16 protein-coding genes are annotated in these 19,994 nt (G+C 74.6%); 8 read left to right on the forward strand and 8 right to left on the reverse strand.

Annotated elements, in window-relative coordinates:
- Positions 1-3: 3 nt before the first annotated feature.
- The 7 genes from LG395_RS02105 to LG395_RS02130 all read left to right on the forward strand — a co-directional run bounded on the left by LG395_RS02105 (position 4) and on the right by LG395_RS02130 (position 8,805).
- Positions 4-1,275 carry a TRAFAC clade GTPase domain-containing protein gene (locus LG395_RS02105; RefSeq protein WP_225808210.1) on the forward strand — a complete coding sequence of 424 codons (1,272 nt, stop codon included), beginning with the start codon at positions 4-6 and terminating at the stop codon, positions 1,273-1,275.
- Entirely contained in the window at positions 1,272-3,938 is a 2,667-nt protein-coding gene (locus tag LG395_RS02110) for a GTPase-associated protein 1-related protein (protein ID WP_225808211.1), read from the forward strand. The genes LG395_RS02105 and LG395_RS02110 overlap by 4 nt, the downstream gene beginning before the upstream one ends.
- A complete protein-coding gene (locus LG395_RS02115) occupies positions 3,935-5,635 on the forward strand; it encodes a TRAFAC clade GTPase domain-containing protein (RefSeq protein ID WP_225808212.1) in 1,701 nt (566 codons plus the stop codon). The genes LG395_RS02110 and LG395_RS02115 overlap by 4 nt, the downstream gene beginning before the upstream one ends.
- Positions 5,632-5,757 (forward strand): hypothetical protein, encoded by a 126-nt coding sequence (locus tag LG395_RS41100; protein WP_263981976.1) that lies wholly within the window; start codon positions 5,632-5,634, stop codon positions 5,755-5,757. Before LG395_RS02115 ends, LG395_RS41100 begins: the two co-directional genes overlap by 4 nt.
- 82 nt (positions 5,758-5,839) lie before the next feature.
- Positions 5,840-6,508, forward strand: coding sequence for a vWA domain-containing protein (locus LG395_RS02120; RefSeq protein ID WP_103811642.1), 669 nt, complete (start codon positions 5,840-5,842; stop codon positions 6,506-6,508).
- Positions 6,502-7,467 carry a PP2C family serine/threonine-protein phosphatase gene (locus tag LG395_RS02125; protein WP_225808213.1) on the forward strand — a complete coding sequence of 322 codons (966 nt, stop codon included), beginning with the start codon at positions 6,502-6,504 and terminating at the stop codon, positions 7,465-7,467. Before LG395_RS02120 ends, LG395_RS02125 begins: the two co-directional genes overlap by 7 nt.
- Positions 7,468-8,805 (forward strand): protein kinase domain-containing protein, encoded by a 1,338-nt coding sequence (locus LG395_RS02130; RefSeq protein ID WP_171151710.1) that lies wholly within the window; start codon positions 7,468-7,470, stop codon positions 8,803-8,805.
- A gap of 42 nt (positions 8,806-8,847) precedes the next feature.
- On the opposite strand, the gene LG395_RS02135 is transcribed toward LG395_RS02130, so the two are convergent.
- From LG395_RS02135 to LG395_RS02150, 4 genes are all read right to left on the reverse strand, one after another.
- Positions 8,848-9,171 carry a hypothetical protein gene (locus tag LG395_RS02135; RefSeq protein WP_103811639.1) on the reverse strand — a complete coding sequence of 108 codons (324 nt, stop codon included), beginning with the start codon at positions 9,169-9,171 and terminating at the stop codon, positions 8,848-8,850.
- Between the two features lie 71 nt (positions 9,172-9,242).
- Positions 9,243-10,769 carry an AbeC-like domain-containing protein gene (locus LG395_RS02140; protein WP_225808214.1) on the reverse strand — a complete coding sequence of 509 codons (1,527 nt, stop codon included), beginning with the start codon at positions 10,767-10,769 and terminating at the stop codon, positions 9,243-9,245.
- Between the two features lie 243 nt (positions 10,770-11,012).
- Positions 11,013-11,696 carry a mycothiol-dependent nitroreductase Rv2466c family protein gene (locus LG395_RS02145; RefSeq protein ID WP_225808215.1) on the reverse strand — a complete coding sequence of 228 codons (684 nt, stop codon included), beginning with the start codon at positions 11,694-11,696 and terminating at the stop codon, positions 11,013-11,015.
- A gap of 68 nt (positions 11,697-11,764) precedes the next feature.
- Positions 11,765-12,787: a ketopantoate reductase family protein gene (locus LG395_RS02150; RefSeq protein WP_225808216.1), complete on the reverse strand. Its 1,023-nt coding sequence runs from the start codon at positions 12,785-12,787 to the stop codon at positions 11,765-11,767.
- 279 nt (positions 12,788-13,066) lie between these two features.
- On the opposite strand from LG395_RS02150, the gene LG395_RS02155 reads away from it, so the two are divergent.
- A complete protein-coding gene (locus tag LG395_RS02155) occupies positions 13,067-15,310 on the forward strand; it encodes an MMPL family transporter (RefSeq protein WP_225808217.1) in 2,244 nt (747 codons plus the stop codon).
- Between the two features lie 197 nt (positions 15,311-15,507).
- Here LG395_RS02155 and mgt read toward each other — a convergent pair whose 3' ends face one another.
- From mgt to LG395_RS02175, 4 genes are all read right to left on the reverse strand, one after another.
- Positions 15,508-16,731, reverse strand: a complete 1,224-nt coding sequence (gene mgt, locus LG395_RS02160; RefSeq protein ID WP_225808218.1) for a macrolide-inactivating glycosyltransferase — start codon at positions 16,729-16,731, stop codon at positions 15,508-15,510.
- 106 nt (positions 16,732-16,837) lie between these two features.
- Complete coding sequence (locus LG395_RS02165) at positions 16,838-18,136, reverse strand: ABC transporter substrate-binding protein (RefSeq protein ID WP_225808219.1); 1,299 nt, start codon at positions 18,134-18,136, stop codon at positions 16,838-16,840.
- On the reverse strand, positions 18,136-18,969 hold the full coding sequence (locus LG395_RS02170) for a carbohydrate ABC transporter permease (RefSeq protein ID WP_171151727.1): 834 nt from the start codon (positions 18,967-18,969) through the stop codon (positions 18,136-18,138). Before LG395_RS02170 ends, LG395_RS02165 begins: the two co-directional genes overlap by 1 nt.
- Positions 18,966-19,898 (reverse strand): carbohydrate ABC transporter permease, encoded by a 933-nt coding sequence (locus tag LG395_RS02175; protein ID WP_225808220.1) that lies wholly within the window; start codon positions 19,896-19,898, stop codon positions 18,966-18,968. Before LG395_RS02175 ends, LG395_RS02170 begins: the two co-directional genes overlap by 4 nt.
- Positions 19,899-19,994 lie beyond the last annotated feature (96 nt).

A 19,994-nucleotide genomic window follows, 5' to 3' on the forward strand; every position in this document is an offset into this window, starting at 1 on the left:
GCCATGACGACCGTGATCTGCCCCTACTGCTTCACCCGCGCCTCGGCGGCCCGACTGCCGTACCGCTGTCTCATGACGCCGAACGGCGTGCGCGGCGGCGCGCCGTGCGGGCCGCGGCCGGACGAGACGTGGGCCGCGTTCATGGGGCCGGGCGTGCCCCCGGCGGCCCGGATGCGCGGCCCGGTGTTCGTTCCGGCGCGCAGGCTCGCCGGACTCGCCGGGCCCGGCGGCACCGGCAGCAGCGTGCCCTGCCCCGACTGCGGGGTGCCGACGCCGGTGCGGGTGTGCGGGTCCTGCCACAGCGACCTGCCCAGCGACTACTGCGACCAGGACAGCCGGATCATCGCCCTGGTCGGCGCCAAGGCGTCCGGCAAGAGCACCTACGTCGCCGTCCTGCGCAACGAGCTGGACCACCGGGTGGGCCAGGCCTACCACGCGTCGCTCGCGGCGATGGGGCAGCACACGCAGGCCCGGGACAGGGAGATGGCGGAGGACCTGTACGAGCGGCTGCGGCTGCCCGACGCCACCCGGCCGGCCGCGCTCGGCTTCAACGACCCGCTGCTGTACCGGCTCAGCCTGCCCCGGCGCGGGCTGCTGGGCGGCTCCGGCACCCGCCACACCACGCTGGTCTTCTTCGACGCGGCCGGTGAGGACCTCGCGGACGCCGAGGCGATGGACCGCTACACCCGCTACCTGAGCGCCGCCGACGGCATCATCCTGCTGGTCGACCCGCTGCAACTCGGCTCCGTGCGCGACCGGCTGCCGGTGCACGACGGTCCGCCGCTGCCCGTGGTGGAGACCTCGCCCCGGCAGATCGCCGCCGACCTCGCCGCCCAGCTGCGCACCCACGGCAAGGGCAGGTCGGGCGGCCGGGTGACCACCCCGATCGCCGTGGCCGTCACGAAGACGGACATGCTCAGGCCCCTGCTCGAGCCGCACTCCCCGCTGCTGCACAACGCCCCGCACCCGGGCGGCGCCTACGACGCGGAGGACCGGCTCGCCGTCCACGAGGAACTCCGCGCCCTGCTCACCGACTGGGACTCGGGCGCGCTGCTGCGCCAACTGGAGCACGACTTCGACCGGTTGTCGCTGTTCGGCCTGTCGGCGCTGGGCGCGCCCCCGCCCGCGAACGCCCCGGCGGACGTGCCGAAGTCGGGGCCGCAGCCGGTGCGGGTGGAGGACCCGCTGCTGTGGCTGCTGTCCCTGCGCGGGCTGCTGCCCGTCCGCACCGCCGGCAAGGAGAAGGCCACGGCCGGGAAGGAGCGTGTGCGGTGAACCTGGCCCAGCTGCACTACACCTCGGCACCGCCCGGCCCGGACGGGTCCGGGTTCCGCTTCACCGCCGTCAGTCCCGGCGTACCGGCCACGCTGCTGCGGGAGGCCGAACAGCTCATCGGGTACGAGCCGCCGCGCGACCTGCCGGACCGGCCGGACGGCGAGCAGCTGAAGTCCTTCCCGCGCTCCCTCAGCTGCACCGAACTGTCCGACGGCGGGCGGCTGTTGTGCCGGTCGGTGTACACCGGTGCGGACTACAGCGGCCGGTGGGGCAACTTCCACGCGCACGCCGTGCACCTGCCCGCCGGTGTCCGGCTGCCGGACGGGGCGCTGCCGATCACCGCGTGGGAGTCGCCGCGCTGGGCGGACGCCACCCCGCCGGGCGGGCGGCCGGAGCCGATCGACCGGTTCGCGCCGTCGGGGCTGCTGCGCCGGGACGGGCTGGTGGCGTTCGCCCGGTCCCGCGCGGACCGGCTCGCCGCGTTCTTCGCCGACCTGCGCACGCTGGCCGACGGCAGCGACGCCCGGCAGATCGTGCTGGTGGAGCGGGACAGCGCGGACGTGGCCCAGTGGATCGCGCTGGCCTGTACGGTCCTGCCGCGCGAGCTGGCGCACCGGCTGACGTTCACCACGTACACGCGGCGCCCGCTCCAGGCCCGCCAGCAGATCGTCGGGGCGTTGCCCTCGTCGGAGCCGGTCGGGCACGACCACCGGTTCCGGGTGCACGACGGCACCGGCCGGACAGCCGCGGAGCCCGTCGCCGACGTCTGGGCCGAAGTCTGCGCGCGGATCTGGACGGCCGGGCGGCCGGAGCTGTTCCGCGACGCGGTCCGCGACGCCGGGGACACCGCAGGCGAGGTCGGTCCCCTCGCCGTCACCGCGCTCGCCGAGCGCATCGCCCTGCCCGCCGTCGCCCGGGCGGCGGCGGCCCGCTGGGCCACGGACCACGCCGCCGCACTGCCCGAGCCGACGCTGACGGCCCTGATCGGGGAGCTGGCACGGGAGACCGGGCCCGGCGACGTCGGGGACGGCGACGTCGGGGACGGCGAGGACGCCACAGGCTCCAGGGACTCCAGGGACTCCGGGGACTCCAGGGACTTCGGAGGCGGCGAACCGGCCGCCCTGGCCGCGCTGTTGGCCCGGCTGGACGGGCAGGTTCCCACGGCCGTCTCGGCTCCGCTCGCCGCCCGGGTGCTGACCCTGACGGTCCGCGGCCGGGGTCCGGTACCCGCGCTCGGGGCGGGCTCGCTGACTCCCCAGGTGCGGGCCGCGCTGTCCCGGGACCTCGCGCCGGCCCTGCGGCACGGCATCGCGGACACCCGCGGACCGGCGATCGGCCGGCCCCTGGAGCTGCTGCGCGTCGCCGACCTGCTCGACGTCGACTGCGCCGACCTGCTCCCGGAGTACGCGGGCCGGGCCGCCCGGGAGCTGGTGAGCGGGGAGCCGGCGGGCGACCGGACGGCGGCGACCGGGGAGCCGGCGGGCGACCGGACGCGGGTGAGCGCGGAGCCGACCCGCGACCGGGCGCCGGCGGACGCGAAGGCAGCGGGCGCCAGGACGGGGGGCGCCCGGTCCGACGCCGCCCTCCTCGACGCCGTACACGCTCACCCCGCCCTGCGCACCGCCCTGTTCGGGGCGCTGAACGCGCTCGCGGCGGCTCATCCGGTCGCGGTCGCCGGGCGGCTCGCGGGGTCCGGGCTGCCGGTCGCCCCGGACCCGCGCTTCCCGCATCTGCGGATGTGCGTCCTCGGGGACGCGGCCGGTCCGGCCGGCGGTGACCGGCGCGGCCGGTTCCGTGCGGTGCTGCAGACCGCCGGGGTCTCGCCGCACGCCGATCCCGCCGTCCTGCACACGGCGTTCCGGCTGGTGTGGCCCGACGAACTGCCCACCGGCGAGGAGGCGAGCCTGCTGCTGAACGAGCTGGGCTCGGACGCGCACCGGCTGGCGGGCACCCGGGACCCGCTGGTCGCCGCCGCGCTGGCCGCCCCGGCCGAGGACGCCGCCGTCCCGCTGCTCGCCGCCGACCTGCTGCGCTGCTTCACCGCGGAACTGGCCCCCGCGCACCGGGTGCCGCTGCTCCTGCTGGAGTTCACCGCGCTGCTCGGCACCGACGGCGAGGGCGAGAACTGGGTGGAGCGGGTCCGGGCGCTGCGGGACGGCGCGGTCGAGCCCGTGCCGGATCAGGTGACCCGGCGGGTGCACGACGCCCTCGCCCGGCGGCTGCTGACCGTGCCGGTGCCGGAGAGCGAGCTGTACGCGCTGGCCCGCTCGGGCGACCCGGCGCTGCTGGCGGCCTACGAGCGGGCGGCGCGCGGTGCCGCGGTGGCCGAGCGGCTGCGGACCGTGCCGTCGTACGCGGCCGCCCGCTTCTGCGACTGGACCGCGTACCCGGACACCCATCCGGGCTGGGAGGCGACCCGTACGGCGCTGTTGGCCAAGGTGCTGCGGCCGGTGGTGCGGGCGATGCCCGCCGAGGACCAGGCGGCGGTCGAGGAGGCGCTGCGGCGCACCGGCCGGGGACGGCTGGACGCGTACCGGGCGTGGAACCGGCCGGGTGCCCTGGGCCGGCTCGCGGGCCGGCTGACCGGGCGCGGGCGCCGTGAGGACGCCGGGGCGACCTGGCACGGGGACGTCCAGCCGCCCGCCGGCGGAGGTGCCCGGTGAACGCCGCGGGTGGTGACTCGGACCTGCACCTCGCGTCGCAGGTGCTGCTGGCCCTGCTGGTCTGGTCGGGGCTGGTCGCCGTCGCGGTGTGCCTGTTCCGGACGCTGTGGGAGTTCCTCGGGCGGGGGGTGCGCGCGGTGTGGCGGGGGCTCGGGCCGTGGCAGGCGGGCCGCCTCGACCCGCGCCTGCCGGGCGTCGGCGCCGCCGAGCCCGCCGAACCCGCCTACTGGTGGCGGCAGTCGTGGACGGACGCAGCGAGTGCCGCCCGGGACGGCATGCGGACGCTGTGGCGGTCCTTCGCCGATCCCTGGATGGACCGGACCGTGGGGAACCTGTTCCGCGGCCGGCGTCCCCGGGGGCGCCGGGTCCGGGTGCCGCTCGGCCGGTTCCTGCTGGTCACCCTGATCGCCCCCGGTACGGCGGCGGGCGCGCTGATCGGCGCGGTGCTCGCGACCGCGCTGCTCGGCTGGGCCCTGCTGGTCCTCGCGCTGCTGCTCGGCGTGGTCTGGCTCGGCTGGGCGGCGGCGGTACCCCTGCTGCGCGGGCTGGAGCGCGGCTGGGCGCTGCTGCGGGGCCTGCGCATGGCCTGCCCCCACCCCGGCTGTTACGCGCCGGTGCCGCTGGCCGTGCACCGCTGCCCCGGCTGCCCGGCCCGCCACGCCGCGCTGCGGCCGGGCCGGTACGGCGCCCTGTGGCACGTGTGCGGCTGCGGGCGCAGGCTGCCCGCCACCCGGCTGACCGGGCGGGGCAGGCTGTCGGCGCTGTGCCCGCGCTGCGAGCAGGTCCTGCCGCAGGCGGTGGCCACCACCCGGGTGGTGCACACACCGCTGGTCGGGGGCACCTCCTCCGGCAAGACGATGCTCATGGCGGCCATGGTGGAGGGGCTGCACTCCTTTGCCCGGGAGGGCCGGCTGCGCGTCGAGTGGGCGACCTCCGCCGACCGCGGCGCCCACGCGGGCGTCAACCAGCAGCTGAACCGGTCCGGCTGGGCGCACGCCACGACCGGTGGGCCGCCACGCGCCCTCATGCTCACCGTGGCCCGGGGTCGCCGGCGCCGGCTGCTGTACCTGTACGACCCGATGGGCGAGTCCGTGAGCGACGCCGAACGGGTGCGTGCGCAGGGATACTTGGCGCACGCGGACGGGGTCGTCCTGGTCGCCGACGTCCTCGCCGACCCCACGGTGCGCGGCCGGCTCGGTCCGGCGGACGCCGAACGGGCACAGCGGGCGCGGCCGTCGGCGCAGGGCCCGCGGACGACGTACGAGCGGCTGACCGGCGAGCTGGCCGCGCTGACCGGACGGCGGCGCCGGCTGCCGGTGGCCGCGGTCGTCACCAAGCGGGACGTGCTGGACCGGCTGACCTCGCTGCCGGTGCCCGGCGACGGCCGGATCGACCACTGGCTCGGCGACATCGGCCTGGGCGCGCTGGTGCGGGCCCTCGGCCACGACTTCGGGTCGGCCCGCTACTGGGCGGTCAGCTCCCACGCGGCCACCGGCACCGGCCCGTTGGAGAGCGAGCAGCGGCGCGCCGCGGAACCGGTGCTGTGGCTGCTCGCGGCCTCCGGGTTGCGCACCGGCCCGCTGACCGGGCGGGCGGGCGGCGGGGCGGGCCGGGTGCCGTGGCCCCGGCGGCGGCGGGAGGGCGCCGGGCAGGGCGGCGGGAACGGCGACAGGGAAGGCGGTTACACCCCGGTATGAACCACGTGACTCCGTCCGTCGGCCGGGCCCGGAGAGTGATGGCGGGCCTGTTCGTCGCCGCCCTGTTCCTGGCGGCCGCCGCGCTCGTCCTCGGGGTCTGGCTGGTGCTGCCCCGGCCCTGACACCTCCCCTGACGACCTGCTCCCACATGATTCCCTCTCACCTGAAAGGAACTGCGGCGTGAGTGACATTCCCGGCGGGCCGATGGCCAACCGGCCGGTCCACTTCATCTGGCTGCTCGACTGCTCGTACTCGATGCAGGGCGAGAAGATCGCCAAGCTCAACTACGCGATCAGGGAGGCCGTTCCGGAGATGCGGTCGGTGGCCCACGACAATCCCGCGGCCCAACTGCTGCTGCGCACGGTCACCTTCTCCACCACCGCGCAGTGGCACCACCAGACCCCGGTCCCGGTCGACGACTTCACCTGGCAGGACGTGCAGGTCGACGGCATGACCAACCTCGGTGAGGCGCTGCACCTGGTGGCGCGCGAGCTCCAGACGCCGCCGATGCCGCAGCGGGCGCTGAAGCCGGTGCTGGCGCTGGTGTCGGACGGGGTGCCCACCGACGACTGGAAGGCGGGCCTGAAGGCCGTGGACGCCACCCCGTGGGGCCGCAAGGCGGTCCGGGTGGCCATCGCGATCGGCGCGGACGCGGACCGTGGGGTGCTCCAGGAGTTCCTCGGCAACCCGGAGCTGCAGCCGCTGGACGCCAACAGCCCCAAGCAGCTGGCGGCGGCGATCCGCTGGGCGTCGACGGCGGCCGTGAAGGCGGCTTCCCAGCCGGTCGCCGGTGACGGCTCCGGGGTGAGCACCGCGAAACAGCCGTACGCGCCGCCGGTGCTGGACGACGACGATGACGACGACGTGTGGTGACGCTCGGGGTGCGGCGGTGGGAGACGCTGGCCGACAGCGTCCAGGGCGTCGGCAAGCGGCGCAACCAGGACTGGTACGCCTGCCAGGGCACCGGGTCCGGTCCGGACCCGCTGGTGCTGGCGGTGGCCGACGGGCACGGCTCTGCGGTGCACGCGCGCAGCGCGCTGGGCGCGCGGTTCGCCGTGGACCGGTTCGTGGTGCTGGCCGGCGCCTTCGGGCGGGCGGCGCACGACTGCCATGAACCGGGGCGGCTCGCCCGGCTGATGACGTACGCGCGGGACGACTTCCCGCGGGCGCTGGTGCACGAGTGGCGGCAGGAGGCCCTCGGCCACTGGGACCGCAACCGCCCGGTGGTCGAGGAGGCCTCCCGGGAGCCGGGGACCGAGGAGAAGCTGGTGCTGTACGGCACCACGCTGATCGGCGCGGTGCTCACGCCGTGGCTGTTCGTGGCCTGGCAGATCGGCGACGGTGACCTCGCGGTGGTGGAGCACGACGGCACGCTGGTCCGGCCGCTCGCACCCGCCGAGGAGGACCTGGGCGACGAGACCGAGTCGTTGTGCGGGCGGGAGGCGTGGCGGGCGATGCGGATGCACTGGGCGCCGCTGTTCGAGGAGGCGCGGTCGCCCCGGCTGGTCGTGCTCTCCACGGACGGCCTGTCGAAGAGCTTCGCGTCGGCCGACGGGTACCGCGAGTTCGTCAGCGGGCTGGCCGGGCGGCTCGCCCAGGAGGGCGGCGCGGGTGTCCGCGAGGCCCTGCCGGACTGGCTCGCCCAGGCGTCCCGGTACTCCGGGGACGACACGACCCTGGCGGCGGCGGTGCGCCCGGCACCGGTCCCGGCGGGCACTCCTGCGGCCCCCGGCGGCCCGGAGGGGCCCGTCGAGCCCGGTGCGGCGGAGGCGCGGACACCACCCGGCCCGGACGGCGGCGAGGTGGACACGGAACGGACAACGGAGACGTAGATGAGCGGCATGCTCGATGACGGGACGCGCCTCGCGGCGGAGAACGGTGACGACGTCGAGATCCTCGGCTTCCTCGGCGCGGGCGGCCAGGGCGAGGTGTACCGGGTCCGGACACCGGACGGGGAACGGGCCCTGAAGTGGTACTACCCGACCTGCGCGACCGCCGACCAGGAGGCGATCGTACGGGAGCTGGTGACCCGGGACTTCGCCGACGACCGCTTCCTGTGGCCGGAGGCCTTCGTGCCGGAGCACCGCGGCTCGTTCGGCTATCTGATGGGGCTGCGCCCGGACCGCTACAAGGGACTCCCGGCGCTGTTCCGGCGGCAGTTGCGCACCAGCCCGCGCGCGCTGCTGACGGCCTGCCTCTACACGGTGGAGGCCTATCAGGCGCTGCACTCGCGGGGCATCGCCTACCGGGACATCTCCTGGGGGAACATCTTCTTCGACCCGGACACCGGTGACGTGCTGGTCTGCGACAACGACAACGCGGTGGTGGAGGGCGACGCCAGCGGCATCTCGGGGACCATGGAGTTCATGGCGCCGGAGCTGGTGCGCGCGGACCCGGGCGCGCGTCCGGGCACCCAGTCCGACCTGCACTCGCTCGCGGTGCTGCTGTTCATGCTGCTGATGAACCACCACCCGCTCAAGGGCCGGCGCGAGCTGGGCATCCACTGCCTGGACGAGGCCGCGGAGCGCAAGCTGTACGGCAGGAGCCCGCTGTTCGTGTTCGACCCGGCGGACGACGCCAACCGGCCGGACCCGCTGGAGCACGCGACCGTGCTGGCCACCTGGGACGCGGCGGCGGAGCGGCTGCGGGAGCTGTTCCGGCGGTCGTTCACGACGGGACTGCGTGATCCCGCGGCCCGGGTGCGGGAGTCGGAGTGGCGGGACGCGCTGCGGGCGGTGCTGGACGCGGTGGTCGAGTGCGCCGCGTGCGGGCGGCAGAACATGACGGAGCCGGGCGAGAACCCGCCGCCGCGGGACTGCTGGGGGTGCGGGGCCCGGCTGGTGCTGCCGCCGCGGCTGACGGTGACCACTCCCCCGCCCCGCACCGAGCACCACATCCGGCTGCGCCGCGCCGCCCGGGTACAGGCCCACCATCTGCTGCCCGAGCCGGCGCGGCACGACTGTTCGGACGCGGCACTCGTCGCGGAGCTGGTCGAACACCCCAGGAAACCGGGGCGGTTCGGGCTCGCCAACCGCTCGCGGGAGACCTGGACGGGCACCCGCTCGGACGGCACCGTGCAGAAGATCGAGCCCGGCCAGACGGTGCCGCTGCGGTCGGGGCTCGACCTCGACCTCGGCGGCGGGGTCCGGGCGGTGGTGCGAGCCCGGTGACGTGGCAGGGCCGGAGCCCCGTGGTGGCGGGGCTCCGGCCGGTCACAGCCCCAGGGCGTTGATGAGCTGCTGGGTGAAGGCGAGGCTGCCGGTGCCGGCCGAGGCCGCGATGGCGATGGTCTCCAGCGCGGAGCGGATCCGGCCGCGGTTCGGCGGCAGGCCGTCCTCGGCGGACTCCTGGAACTGGGCCTGGATGATCTCGCCCTGGGGCACCAGTTCCGGGTACTCGGCGCGCAGCGTGTCGGTGAGCCGCTGCGCGAGGTCCATCATGGTGGGCAGGTCGGGGTGGGCGTGGTTGATCTGGATCTGCCCGTGGTCGCCGAAGTTGGCGGGGCCGTTGACGTTGCCGAAGTTGTAGGTGCTCATGTCCTGTCCTCGCTCGCGGTCCGGCGGCGCGCCCCGGACCGGAGGAGCCGTCGGATGGGTGGGGTTTGCGGTCACGGCTTCGGCGCGGGCGGGCCTGATCCCGCGGGATTGGGGCCGCCCTGGGCTCCCGGGCCGCCCTGGGGTCCGGGCCCTTGCTGCCCGCCCAGGAGGATCGTCCCGTGGGCGCCGAAGTTGCTGGGACCGCTGACGTTACCGATGTTGTAGGTCTGCGTGGTGATGACCTGTACGGCCTTGTCGAAGGAACCGGTGTCGATGTTGTGGTCCCGCAGGAACCGTTCCGTGGCGGTCAGCACGCCCTGCTGGAGCCGGAACAGGAAGTCCTGCGCGTCGGTGCGTTCGGCGTAGCCGGCCTCGTCCCAGGCGCCGAGGTCCTCGCGCAGGCTGCCCGTGGCGCCGTAGTCGTGGCGGACGTGCTGCCGGGTGATGGCGCGGCGGGCCCTGGCCAGCGCCCGGTCGTGGTCGCCGCGCCAGCGGTGGCGCCGCAGGATGCGGCCGAGGGCGCCGCGCAGTTCGGGGCCGGTGCGGCGGGTGGCGTACCGGAACAGGTCCCACCACCGCTCCCAGGGGGCGACCGGGAGGCGGTCCACGCGGTAGAAGCGGCCGTCCAGCGGCGGTATCGCGTAGGCGGCCACCTCCCAGGTCAGGCTGGGGTGCTGGAGGATCGCCCGCAGGTACATGGAGACGATCAGCCGGCCGCCCTCGCCGACGCGTTCCAGGCACAGGTGGGTGCGCATGCCGGCGCCGGGCGTCTGCAGGCCGGCCTGCACGAGTCGCTTGGGGATCTGGGCGCGGGGCCGCCGGGTGGGGTCGGGCACCAGCTCCGGTATGAGGTGGGCGTTGCTGCCGAGGACGTAGAGCCGGTTCCTGGCCCGCAGTCCCTGGAGCCCGGAGATGTTCTCCATGTGCCGTGCCACGTAGGTGTGCAGGTCGATGACGTCGAACGGGCGCATCGGCAGTTTTCCGCCGCCCGGGGCGTCGGCGGGCCTGCTGACGTCGATGGGCTGCCAGACGGTTTCCTTGATCTTGTCGCCGCTGCCGACGAACGGCTTGGTGTAGGCGGCCTCGTCTGCGTAGGGCAGGACGTTGGCGCGTTTCAGGTCGTGCAGCGCGGCCTCGGCCTCGGGTTCCACCGGGGGGGCAGTCTGCTCGGGTCTGTCGGTGGAGAGGAACACGTCCCGTGCCGTGTCGCGGCTGCGCGCCTGGGCGTGGCGGACCAGTGTCCAGGCGACCGCGTAGGCGCCGAGAGGGCCAAAAATCGCCACCCATCCGAGTGACCGGTGTCCGTTGACCAGCCCCCAGAGCCCGACGAGGAGCGTGAGGGCCACGACCGCCTGGAGGCAGGCGAGCCGGCGGTCGAGGGCGGCGCGGCGGCGGGTGGCCACGCGCGCGTGCCGGGCGAGGGCGACGAAGTTGATGTTGAGGCTGAGCCCGATGGCGTTGAGCCGGTCCCCGGTGAGCATCCGGTCGGCGTACAGGGCGAAGTCGTCGTCGAGGTGCACCGAGGCGCTCAGGCGCCGGGTCACCCCGTCCTTGCGGTACTGCGGCAACGGCGGCAACGCCCTGCCCGTCCCACTCATCCGTCCGTCCCCCTCCGGCCTTCCGCGCGGTTCACCCTAGGGACAACTCCGCGGGTTTGTCGCCTGGTTCGGCGAGGGGCGGTGCCAGAGGACGGTCGTGTGGTATCGGCCTCCGCGGTCCGGCGCTCCCCTGTGACGTCGGACCGCGGTGGCTCTTGGTTCTGCGCCGGACGGCCCCGCCGTGTCACACGTCCGGTGCGGCCGGGGCGCCGGAGGGGCGTTTATCGGCCAACCTGATCCGGGTCAGTCGAACCGGAGCGCGCCGGTGCGGGTGCGCTTCAGCTCGAAGAAGTCGGGGTGCCGGGCCAACACCCGGAAGCTGTCGAAGAGTTCGGCCGCCTCGGCGCCGCGCGGGACGGCGCGCAGCACGGGGCCGAACCACACGGTGCCGTCGACGTGGAGGGTGGGCGTGCCGACGTAACCGCCGGTCTCCGGCTCGGTGCCGGCCTCGTGGCTGCGGCGGACCGCGTCGTCGTAGGAGGGGTCGTGGGCGGCGGCCGACAAGTCGGCGGGGAGCTGGAGCGCGGCCAGTGACTCGGTGACCACCGTGTCGAAGTCCTCCGCGCCCTGTTCGTGGATGCGGGTGCCGAACGCGGTGTACAGGTCGCGCAGGACCTTGTCGCCGTACCGTTCGGCGGCGGCCACGGCGACCCGCACGGGCCCGATCGAGCGGTCCACCAGGTCGCGGTACCAGTCGGGCAGTTCGTTGCCGGTGTTGTGCAGGTACAGGCTCATCGCCCGGAACCGGAGGTCGAGCGGGCGCAGCCGCTCCACCTCCAGCAGCCAGCGGGAGGTGATCCAGGCGAAGGGGCAGGCGGGGTCGAAGAAGAAGTCGACCCGGGCCGGGGCGGTGACGGCGGCCGTGGTGGCGGTGGCTGTGGCTGTGGCTGTGGCGGCGGTGAACGTGTGGGTGCTGCGGTGCGTCATGGCACCGACGCTAGTGCGCCGGTGGCTCAGAATCCCGGCCCAATCCACCACATCTTCTTTGGTCCATTTCAGCCGGCGGTCACGCGCCGCTCCGCCTCGTCGGCCAGTCGGACCAGATCGGCGACGGGCAGCGACCCTGCCGCCCGGTGCTCCCGGGCGAACCGGTTGGCGAGGACTTGCAGCAGTTCGTTGAGCGGGGTGGGGACGCCGTGCAGCCGGCCGAGCAGGACGATCTCGCCGTTGAGGTAGTCCGCCTCGATGGTGCCGGTGCCCCGGACGAGGGACTGCCAGGAGGAGCCGCCGCCGCGCGGGGCGCCGTCCAGCGGGACCAGGGTGACCTTGTCGCCGCGGGCCGCGCGCTGCTCCTCCGCGCCGGCGTACGGGATGCCGGCGGCGTCCAGCACGGCCTCCCCCTCGGCCCGCACGCGCGCGAACAGGGCCCGCGCCTCCTCACCTGCCACCGGCCCGCTGACCGCTTCGAGCGCGTTGCCGAGGTTCCCGAGGAGCTTGGCGTACTGCCAGCGCGCCACGTCGGGCACCACCGGCGCCTCGAAGTGGGCGTCCGCGAGGTCGGCGGCGATCCGGCGCGCGGTGTCGTCGGTGCCGTGCGGGACGCGGCCGAGGTGCAGGATGCCGGTGAGCGGGCTGCCCGCGGCGCGGACGACGCCGGGCTCCACGAAGGTCGACGGCAGCCAGACGCAGACGCCGTACACGTGCCGGAAGCGGCGCAGCGCCAGCCGGCCGCTCTCCACGCCGTTCTGCAGGCAGACCAGCGGCAGCAGTTCGGCCGCGGTGCCGCCGCCGGCGACGGGCACGTCACCCCAGGCGTCCAGGGCGGCCACGGTGTCCTGGGTCTTCACGGCGAGGACGAGGACGTCGTCGGCGCGCAGTTCGCCGAGCGGTCCCGGCCCGTCGACGGCGGGCAGCCGGTACGTCGACTCGCCCTGCGGAACCCGCAGTCGCAGTCCGTGCTCGCGCAGGGCTGCCAGGTGCGGGCCCCGGGCGACCAGGACGACCTCCCGGCCGGCCTGGGCGAGCCGCCCGCCGACGGTACCGCCGACGGCGCCGGCCCCGATGATGACGTAGCGCATGGGCGAAGCCTCGCACACGCCTCGGGCCCGGCGGCGCCCGGCTGGGCGTGGGCCGGGCCGGGCGAAGCTCCGGCGGACCGGGCACCGCGTCCCTGAGAGCCGCCCCCGAGAACCGGCGATAGATGTAAGGGGCCGCCGTCCTCCCCAGCGGTGATCCGGGCCCCGCGCGGTTCACCGGGCAGTACGACGAGATGGCTTTATCCCGCCCCTACCGTCGGACAGGAGCAAGGAGACGTGGCGGCAGGGGGCCGTCACCGCACACGAGGGGGCAGACCCGTCATGGGGAACACAGAGGTGCGGGTGCGGGGGCTGGCCGCCCGCGCCGGCGGCTGGAGCGCCCGGCACCGCTGGGCGGCCGTCGGCATATGGGTGTTGTTCGTCGTCCTGGCGATGGGCCTCGGCTCGGCCGCCGGCCGGGTCGACGTGAACGAGAGCGACCAGCTCAAGGGCGAGACGCACACCGCCGCGACGATCATCGACGACGCCGGGATCAAGGAGCCGGCCGGGGAGACGGTCCTCGTCCAGTCGAAGGACGCCGGCGTCAGGGCCACCAGCCCGCAGTTCCGCGCGGCCGTCGCCGACGTGGTCCGGGCCGTCCGGGGCACCGGCGAGGTGACGGACGTGACCTCGCCGTACGACACGCACACCGTCTCCCGGGACGGCCGCAGCGCGCTGGTCCGGTTCGACGTGCGCGGTGACGCGGAGACGGCCGCCGACCGGATCGAGCCGGTGCTCGAGGCCGTCGCCGGGGTGCAGAAGGACCACGGCACGCTGCGGATCGAGGAGATCGGCGGCGCCAGCATGCAGAAGCAGTACAAGGACGCCTTCGGGGACGACTTCCAGCAGGCCGAGTACTCGGCGGTGCCGGTGGCCCTCGGCATCCTGCTGATCGCGTTCGGCGCGCTGGTGGCCGCGCTGCTGCCGGTGGCCCTCGCGATCACCGCGATCATGGCGACGATGGGCCTGATGGGCCTGGTCAGCCACCTCCAGCCGATGAGCGACACCGCCAACTCCGTGATGCTGCTGGTCGGTATGGCCGTCGGTGTCGACTACTGCCTGTTCTACCTGCGCCGCGAGCGCGAGGAGCGGACGGCCGGCCGGGACGCCGGCACCGCCCTGCGGATCGCCGCCGCGACCAGCGGCCGGGCGATCATCGTCTCCGGTGTCACGGTGTGCGTGGCGATGGCGGGCATGCTGTTCACCGGGCTCGCCGAGTTCGAGGCGATGGGCCTGGCCTCGCTGATGGTGGTGGCGGTCGCCATGGTCGGCTCGGTGACGGTGCTGCCCGCGCTGCTGTCGCTGCTCGGCGAGCGGGTCGAGAAGGGACGGCTTCCGTTCCTGGGCCGCCGCAAGCGCGCGGGGAACGGCGACAGCCGGTTCTGGACGGCCGTGCTGCGGGGTGTGCTCGCCAAGCCGCTGGTCTCGGTCGTCGTCGCGGCCGGCGCGCTGCTGGCGGTCGCCGCGCCCGCGCTCGGCATGAAGACCCAGCAGCTCACCCTGGACCAGGAGTTCGGCGACTCGCTGCCGATCGTGCAGACGTACAACCGCGTCAACGACGCCTTCCCGGGCGGCAGCGAACCGGCCCAGGTCGTCGTCAAGGCCAAGGACGTCAACGCCCCCGAAGTCCGCCGGGCCCTGGCCGGCTTCAAGCGGCAGGCGGTCGCCTCGGGTGCCTCGCGCGGCCCGGTCGACGTCAAGCTGTACGACGCCCGGAACGTGGCCCTGGTGTCCGTGCCGCTGGTCGGCGGCTCCGACATGGACCGGGCGACACGGAGCCTGGAGAAGCTGCGCGACGAGGTGCGGCCCGCCACGCTCGGCAAGGTCGACGGCGTGCAGGCACCGGTGACCGGGCAGGTCGCGGGCAACCACGACTTCAACGACCAGCTCATGGGCTCCGTCGTCCCGGTCTTCGTGTTCGTGGTCGTCTTCGCCTTCCTGCTGATGCTGCTGTCGTTCCGCTCGCTGACCGTCGCGGTCACGTCGATCGTGCTCAACCTGCTGTCGGTGGCCGCCGCCTACGGCATCCTCGTCGCCGTCTTCCAGCACGGCTGGGGCGCCTCGCTGGTGGGCGCGGAGGGCGTCGGCGCGATCGTCACCTGGCTGCCGCTGTTCCTCTTCGTGATCCTGTTCGGGCTGTCGATGGACTACCACGTGTTCGTGGTCTCCCGGATCCGCGAGGCCCGGATGCGCGGCCGTACGACGAAGGACGCGATCCGGCACGGCGTGGTCACCACGGCCGGGGTCGTGACCAGCGCCGCGGTCATCATGGTCGCCGTGTTCGCGATCTTCGGCACGCTCTCCATGCAGTCCATGAAGCAGATGGGCGTGGGCCTGGCCGCGGCGGTCCTGATCGACGCCACGGTCATCCGCGGAGTGCTGCTGCCGGCGGTGATGGCGCTGCTCGGCGAGCGCAACTGGTACCTGCCCAAGTGGCTGCACCGCCTGCCGGACCTCACCCACGACGAGACCCCGGAGCCGGTGGCGGCGCCGGTGCCCGACCGGGGCGAGCGGCTGACCGTCTGATTCCGGCCGGTGCCGCAGGGCCCGCCGGCTCCCGCTGGGAGCCGGCGGGCCCTGTCCGTGCTCCTGTTCCCACGGATGAGCAACCGCATGGACAGGCGGGGTCTGCTCAGGGGCGCCGGCCGTGCCCGCGGCGGTGGTGCCGGCCGCCGCACCCGCCCGCGCTGCGAGGCGCGGTGCCAGGGCCCGCGAGCCCGGCGTCATCCGAAGGGAAGGTCCCGACTCCGGCGGTGGCCCGGCAGTTCCGCCTCGATGAGGTCGGCCGCCCGCCGGGTGCCGCCCTCCTGGGCCATCTCCGCCTGCACCTCCTTGAGCCGGCGCGCGACCTCCGGGTCGTCCACCAGGGCGAGCGCGGCCTCGCGGAGGCGGTCGGCGGTGGCCTCCTCGGCGGGCAGGTGCCGGGCGACCCCGAGCTTCTGGAGCATGTCGGCGTTGCCGAACTGGTCGACGGCCTGCGGTACGGCGACCATCGGCGTCCCGGTCGCCAGCCCCTCCTGGCTGCCGCCGGCGCCCGCGTGCGTGACGAACAGGTCGGCCTGCCGCAGGATCGCCAGCTGCGGCACCCAGTCGCGCACCTCGACCCGGGCCGGTACGTCGCCCAGTTCGGCGCGGGTCACGTGCCGGCCGACCTGGAGGACGACATGCCAGCCGGGCAGGTCGCCGAAGGCGCGCGCGCACTCCCGGTAGAAGGCGGGCTGCTTGGTGAAGGCCGAGCCGAGCGAGACCAGGACGACCTTCTCCGCACCGGCGGGCCGCTGCCAGTCGCCCTGGTCGGCGCGGTCGCCCTGGCAGGCGCCGACGAAGGTGTACACGCGCTCGTCCACCCGGTCGGCGTGGGGCTGGAGCGCCTTCGGGATGAGCACGAGGGAGCGCGCGGGGTGGCCGGCGAAGGAGTCCGGGTCCTGGCTGATCCCGTTCTCCGCCAGCCAGGCCGTGAACCGGGCGTAGTAAGCCCGTCCGCGCTCGGTCTTCCTCGGCTCGGCCCACATCGGCTCGGCGACCTCCTCCTCGTAGCCCTCCCAGGCGACGAGGTTCGGCGAGAGCGAGATCGCCGGGACGCCCCAGCGGTGGGCCAGGACCCGGGCCGCGTAGGAGGTGATGTCGTACAGGACGAGGTCCGGGACGTCGTCGGCGTAGGCCTCGACGAGCTGGGGGAGCGCCTGGACGGCGTTGTCCAGGAACGGTTCCACGTTGTCGAGCAGGGTGGTCCCCCAGGCCTCCGGGTCGGCGTCCGGGCCCGGCAGGGTGGAGGTGTAGGGCACGGGCCGGGCCCCGGTGGCGGCGACCTTCCCGGCGAAGACGGGCGGGATGGCGTAGGTGACGCGGTGTCCCCGGGCGACGAGTTCACGGATCACCTCCAGGCTGGGGTTCACGTGGCCGTGGGCGGCGACGGAGAACATGGCGATGTGGGCGGGTGCGGTCATGCCGGGCAGGCTAGACGAGACGAGACGTCTCGTTCAATCGGTTTCCCGTCCGGTACGACGGTGTGCGGGAGGCCGGACCGGGCCGCTTCCGGGCCCGTGGCCGCGCTCAGCGCTGGTAGCGGGCCAGCACCAGGTTGCCGTCTCTCTCCAGGCGGCGGCGCAGTTCGGCGAGGCCGATGGCTCCGCTGTAGTACTCCTGGTAGGCCGGGGTGGCGACCTTGTCCTTCCACTCGGGGTAGCCGCGCACGGACTGGGCGGGCGCCGGGCGCAGCCGGGACGCGAGGGCGGTGCCGGTGGCCCAGCCGTTCTCCGTGGTGTGCAGGGCCGGGTCCTTCAGGGCCTCGGTGCCGGTGGGCAGCATCCAGTCGCCGAGGGCGAGGCGGACCATGTTCCGGGGCCGCAACAGGAAGTCGATGAACGCGACCGCCTCCTTCTTGTGCGGGCAGTCGGCCGAGACGGACAGCGTCTGCGGGCTGACCCCCTGGGTGAGCCCGTCGGCGCCCGCCGGTGCGGGCAGCACCTCCCAGCGGAAGCCCTCGGGAGCCTGCTGCGCGATCTGCTGGCGGTAGGAGAAGCCCAGCGGGACCATCGCGTACCGGCCGCCGAAGAAACCCGGCAGCGTGTCCGAGCCGCCGCTGCCCAGCGTGGAGGCGGGCGCGCTGTGGTCGACGGCGACCTGGTCGTGCACGGTGCGCGGTACGACCGCGTCCCCGGCCGTGAACCGCACGGTGACCTTCCCGTCCGCGCCCCGGTGGAACAGCCGCCCGCCCGCCGACAGGGACAGGTTGAGCGTGGCGGAGACGGGCTCCTTCAGCGGCCAGGCCACGCCGTACCGACCGGGCCCGCTGAGCCGCTTGGCCACCTGCCGGAACTCCGCCCAGCTCCAGGGGTGTTCCGGTGTCGGTATGCGCACCCGGGCCGCGCGCAGCCGGTCCGCGTTCGCGATCAGGACACGGGGCTCCTGGAGGAACGGCACGCCGTAGACGCCGTTCCCGAAGGCGGCCGCATCCCAGCTGCTCTCGGGTATGCCGGACCTGAGCCGGGCGGGCAGCAGGCCGGTCAGGTCGGCGAGGTAGCCGCCGTGGGCGAAGTCGGCGAGGTCGTCGGAGGCGTCGTGGACGATGTCGGGGGCCTCACCGCCCTCGAAGGAGGTGAGCAGCTGGTCGTGCACGCTGTCCCAGCTGCCCTGGACGTACTCGACCCTGACGTCCGGGTGGGACGCGTTCCACTCCTTCACCAGCTCCTTGTTGGCGGTGACGGACTCCTGCTGCCAGGCCAGGGACTGGAAGCGCAGGGTGATCGGACCGCCGTCCGTCCGGCCGCCCGGGGAGCAGCCCGCGAGGAGCAGCAGGAGCACGACCAGTGCCACGGCGCCCCTGGTCCGCACCGGCTCTTCCGCGCCCATCAGCTCTTCACCGCCCCGGCGAGCAGGCCGCCCGTGATCCGCCGCTGGACGAGCGCGAAGACGGCCACGGAGGGCAGGGTCGCGAGGAAGGCGGCGGCGGCGAGCGGGCCGAGATCGGCCACGCCCTCGGCGCCGATGAAGTGGGTCAGGATCACCGGCAGGGTCTGCCTCTCCGGGCTCTTGAGCAGCACCAGCGCGAAGAAGAACTCGTTCCACGCGGTGACGAACGCGAACAGGGCCGTAGCCGCGATGCCGGGTGCCAGCAGCGGCGCCGTCACCGACACGAGCGTTCTCAGCCGCCCGGCGCCGTCCACGGCCGCCGCCTCCTCCAGTTCGGCGGGCACCGCCCGGACGTGCCCGGTGAGCATCCACAGCGCGAACGGCAGCGCCCACACCACGTACACCAGCACCAGCCCGGTCAGGGAGTCGACCAGCCGCAGGTTCTTCAGCACCAGGAACAGCGGGATGATCACCAGCACGAAGGGGAACGCCTGGCTGACCACCACCCACCCCGTGGCGGCCCGGGTGAGCCGGGAGCGGTGCCGGGCCATGACGTAGGCCGTCGGGGTCGCGAGCAGCACCGCGACGACGGCCGTGCAGAGCGCCACCAGCAGGGAGTTCAGCGCGGCGTGCGCCAGCGGCTGCTCCGCGAACGCCTGCCGGACATTGGCCAGGGTGGGGTGGCGCGGGATCCAGGTGGGGTGCGGGCCGCCCAGCTCGCGGGGGGACTTGAGCGCGGTGGACAGCAGCCACAGCAAGGGGAAGGCCAGGAAGAGCAGGTAGCCGAGGAGGGCGGCGTACTGTCCGGCGCGGGCGGCGCGGCGGGGCCTCACGCCTCCTCACCGCCCCGCAGCCGGCCTGCCAGGAATACCGCGAGCAGCACCGCGACCACCGCGACGAGCACGCAGCCCATCGCCGCCGCGTAGCCGAACTGGCCGTAACGGAAGGCCTCTTCGTAGGCGAAGAGCATCGGCAGCCGGGTCTTCCCGCCGGGTCCGCCGTTCGTGAGCACGTAGACCAGGGCGAAGGAGTTGAGGTTCCAGATGAGGTTGAGCGCGGTGATGGCGAGGGCCACCGGTCTGAGCGCGGGCCAGGTGACGGTGCGGAAGCGGCGCCAGGCGCCCGCCCCGTCGACCGCCGCGGCCTCGTGGAGTTCACGCGGGACGTTCTGCAGTCCGGCGAGCAGGGCGACCGTGGTCTGCGGCAGGCCCGCCCAGACGCCGACGACGATCACCGCGGGCAGCGCGGTGGCCAGGCCGCTCAGCCAGTCCCGGCCGGTGCCGAGGCCGAGGTCGCGCAGGGTTTCGTTGAGGACGCCGGCGTCCGGGTTGTAGACGAGGCGCCACATGATGCCGACGACGACCTCGGGCATCGCCCAGGGCACGATCGCGAGGGCGCGGGCCAGGCCGCGCAGGCGTAAGTCCGCGTTCAGCAGGAGGGCCAGGCCGAGCGCCAGCAGGAACTGCGGCACGGTCACGCCGGCCGCCCAGACCAGGCCGATGCGGAACGACTCCCAGAACAGGGTGTCGTGCAGCAGGTCCCGGAAGTTCAGGGCGCCGATCCACCGGGTGGCGGACGTGCGGCCGGACTGGGCGTCGGTGAAGGCCAGCCCGATGCCGTAGAGCAGCGGGCCGACGCTGAGCAGGAGGACCGGCACGAGGGCGGGCAGGACCAGGAACCAGGCGCCGTGATCGGCGACGCGGCGACCGGCCGGCCGCCGTGCTCCGGCCGGTGGTGTCCGCGCTTCGACCGCTGCTGTCACGGAATCAGCCCCTTTGCCCGCTCCGGTTGGCGTGTTCATGTTCGTGAAGGCCCGGTACCCCGTCAAGGGACCGCGCACGACGGCCGGGGCCGCGCC

This window comes from Streptomyces spinosus (assembly GCF_020400655.1).
GTDB lineage: Bacteria > Actinomycetota > Actinomycetes > Streptomycetales > Streptomycetaceae > Streptomyces > Streptomyces argyrophylli.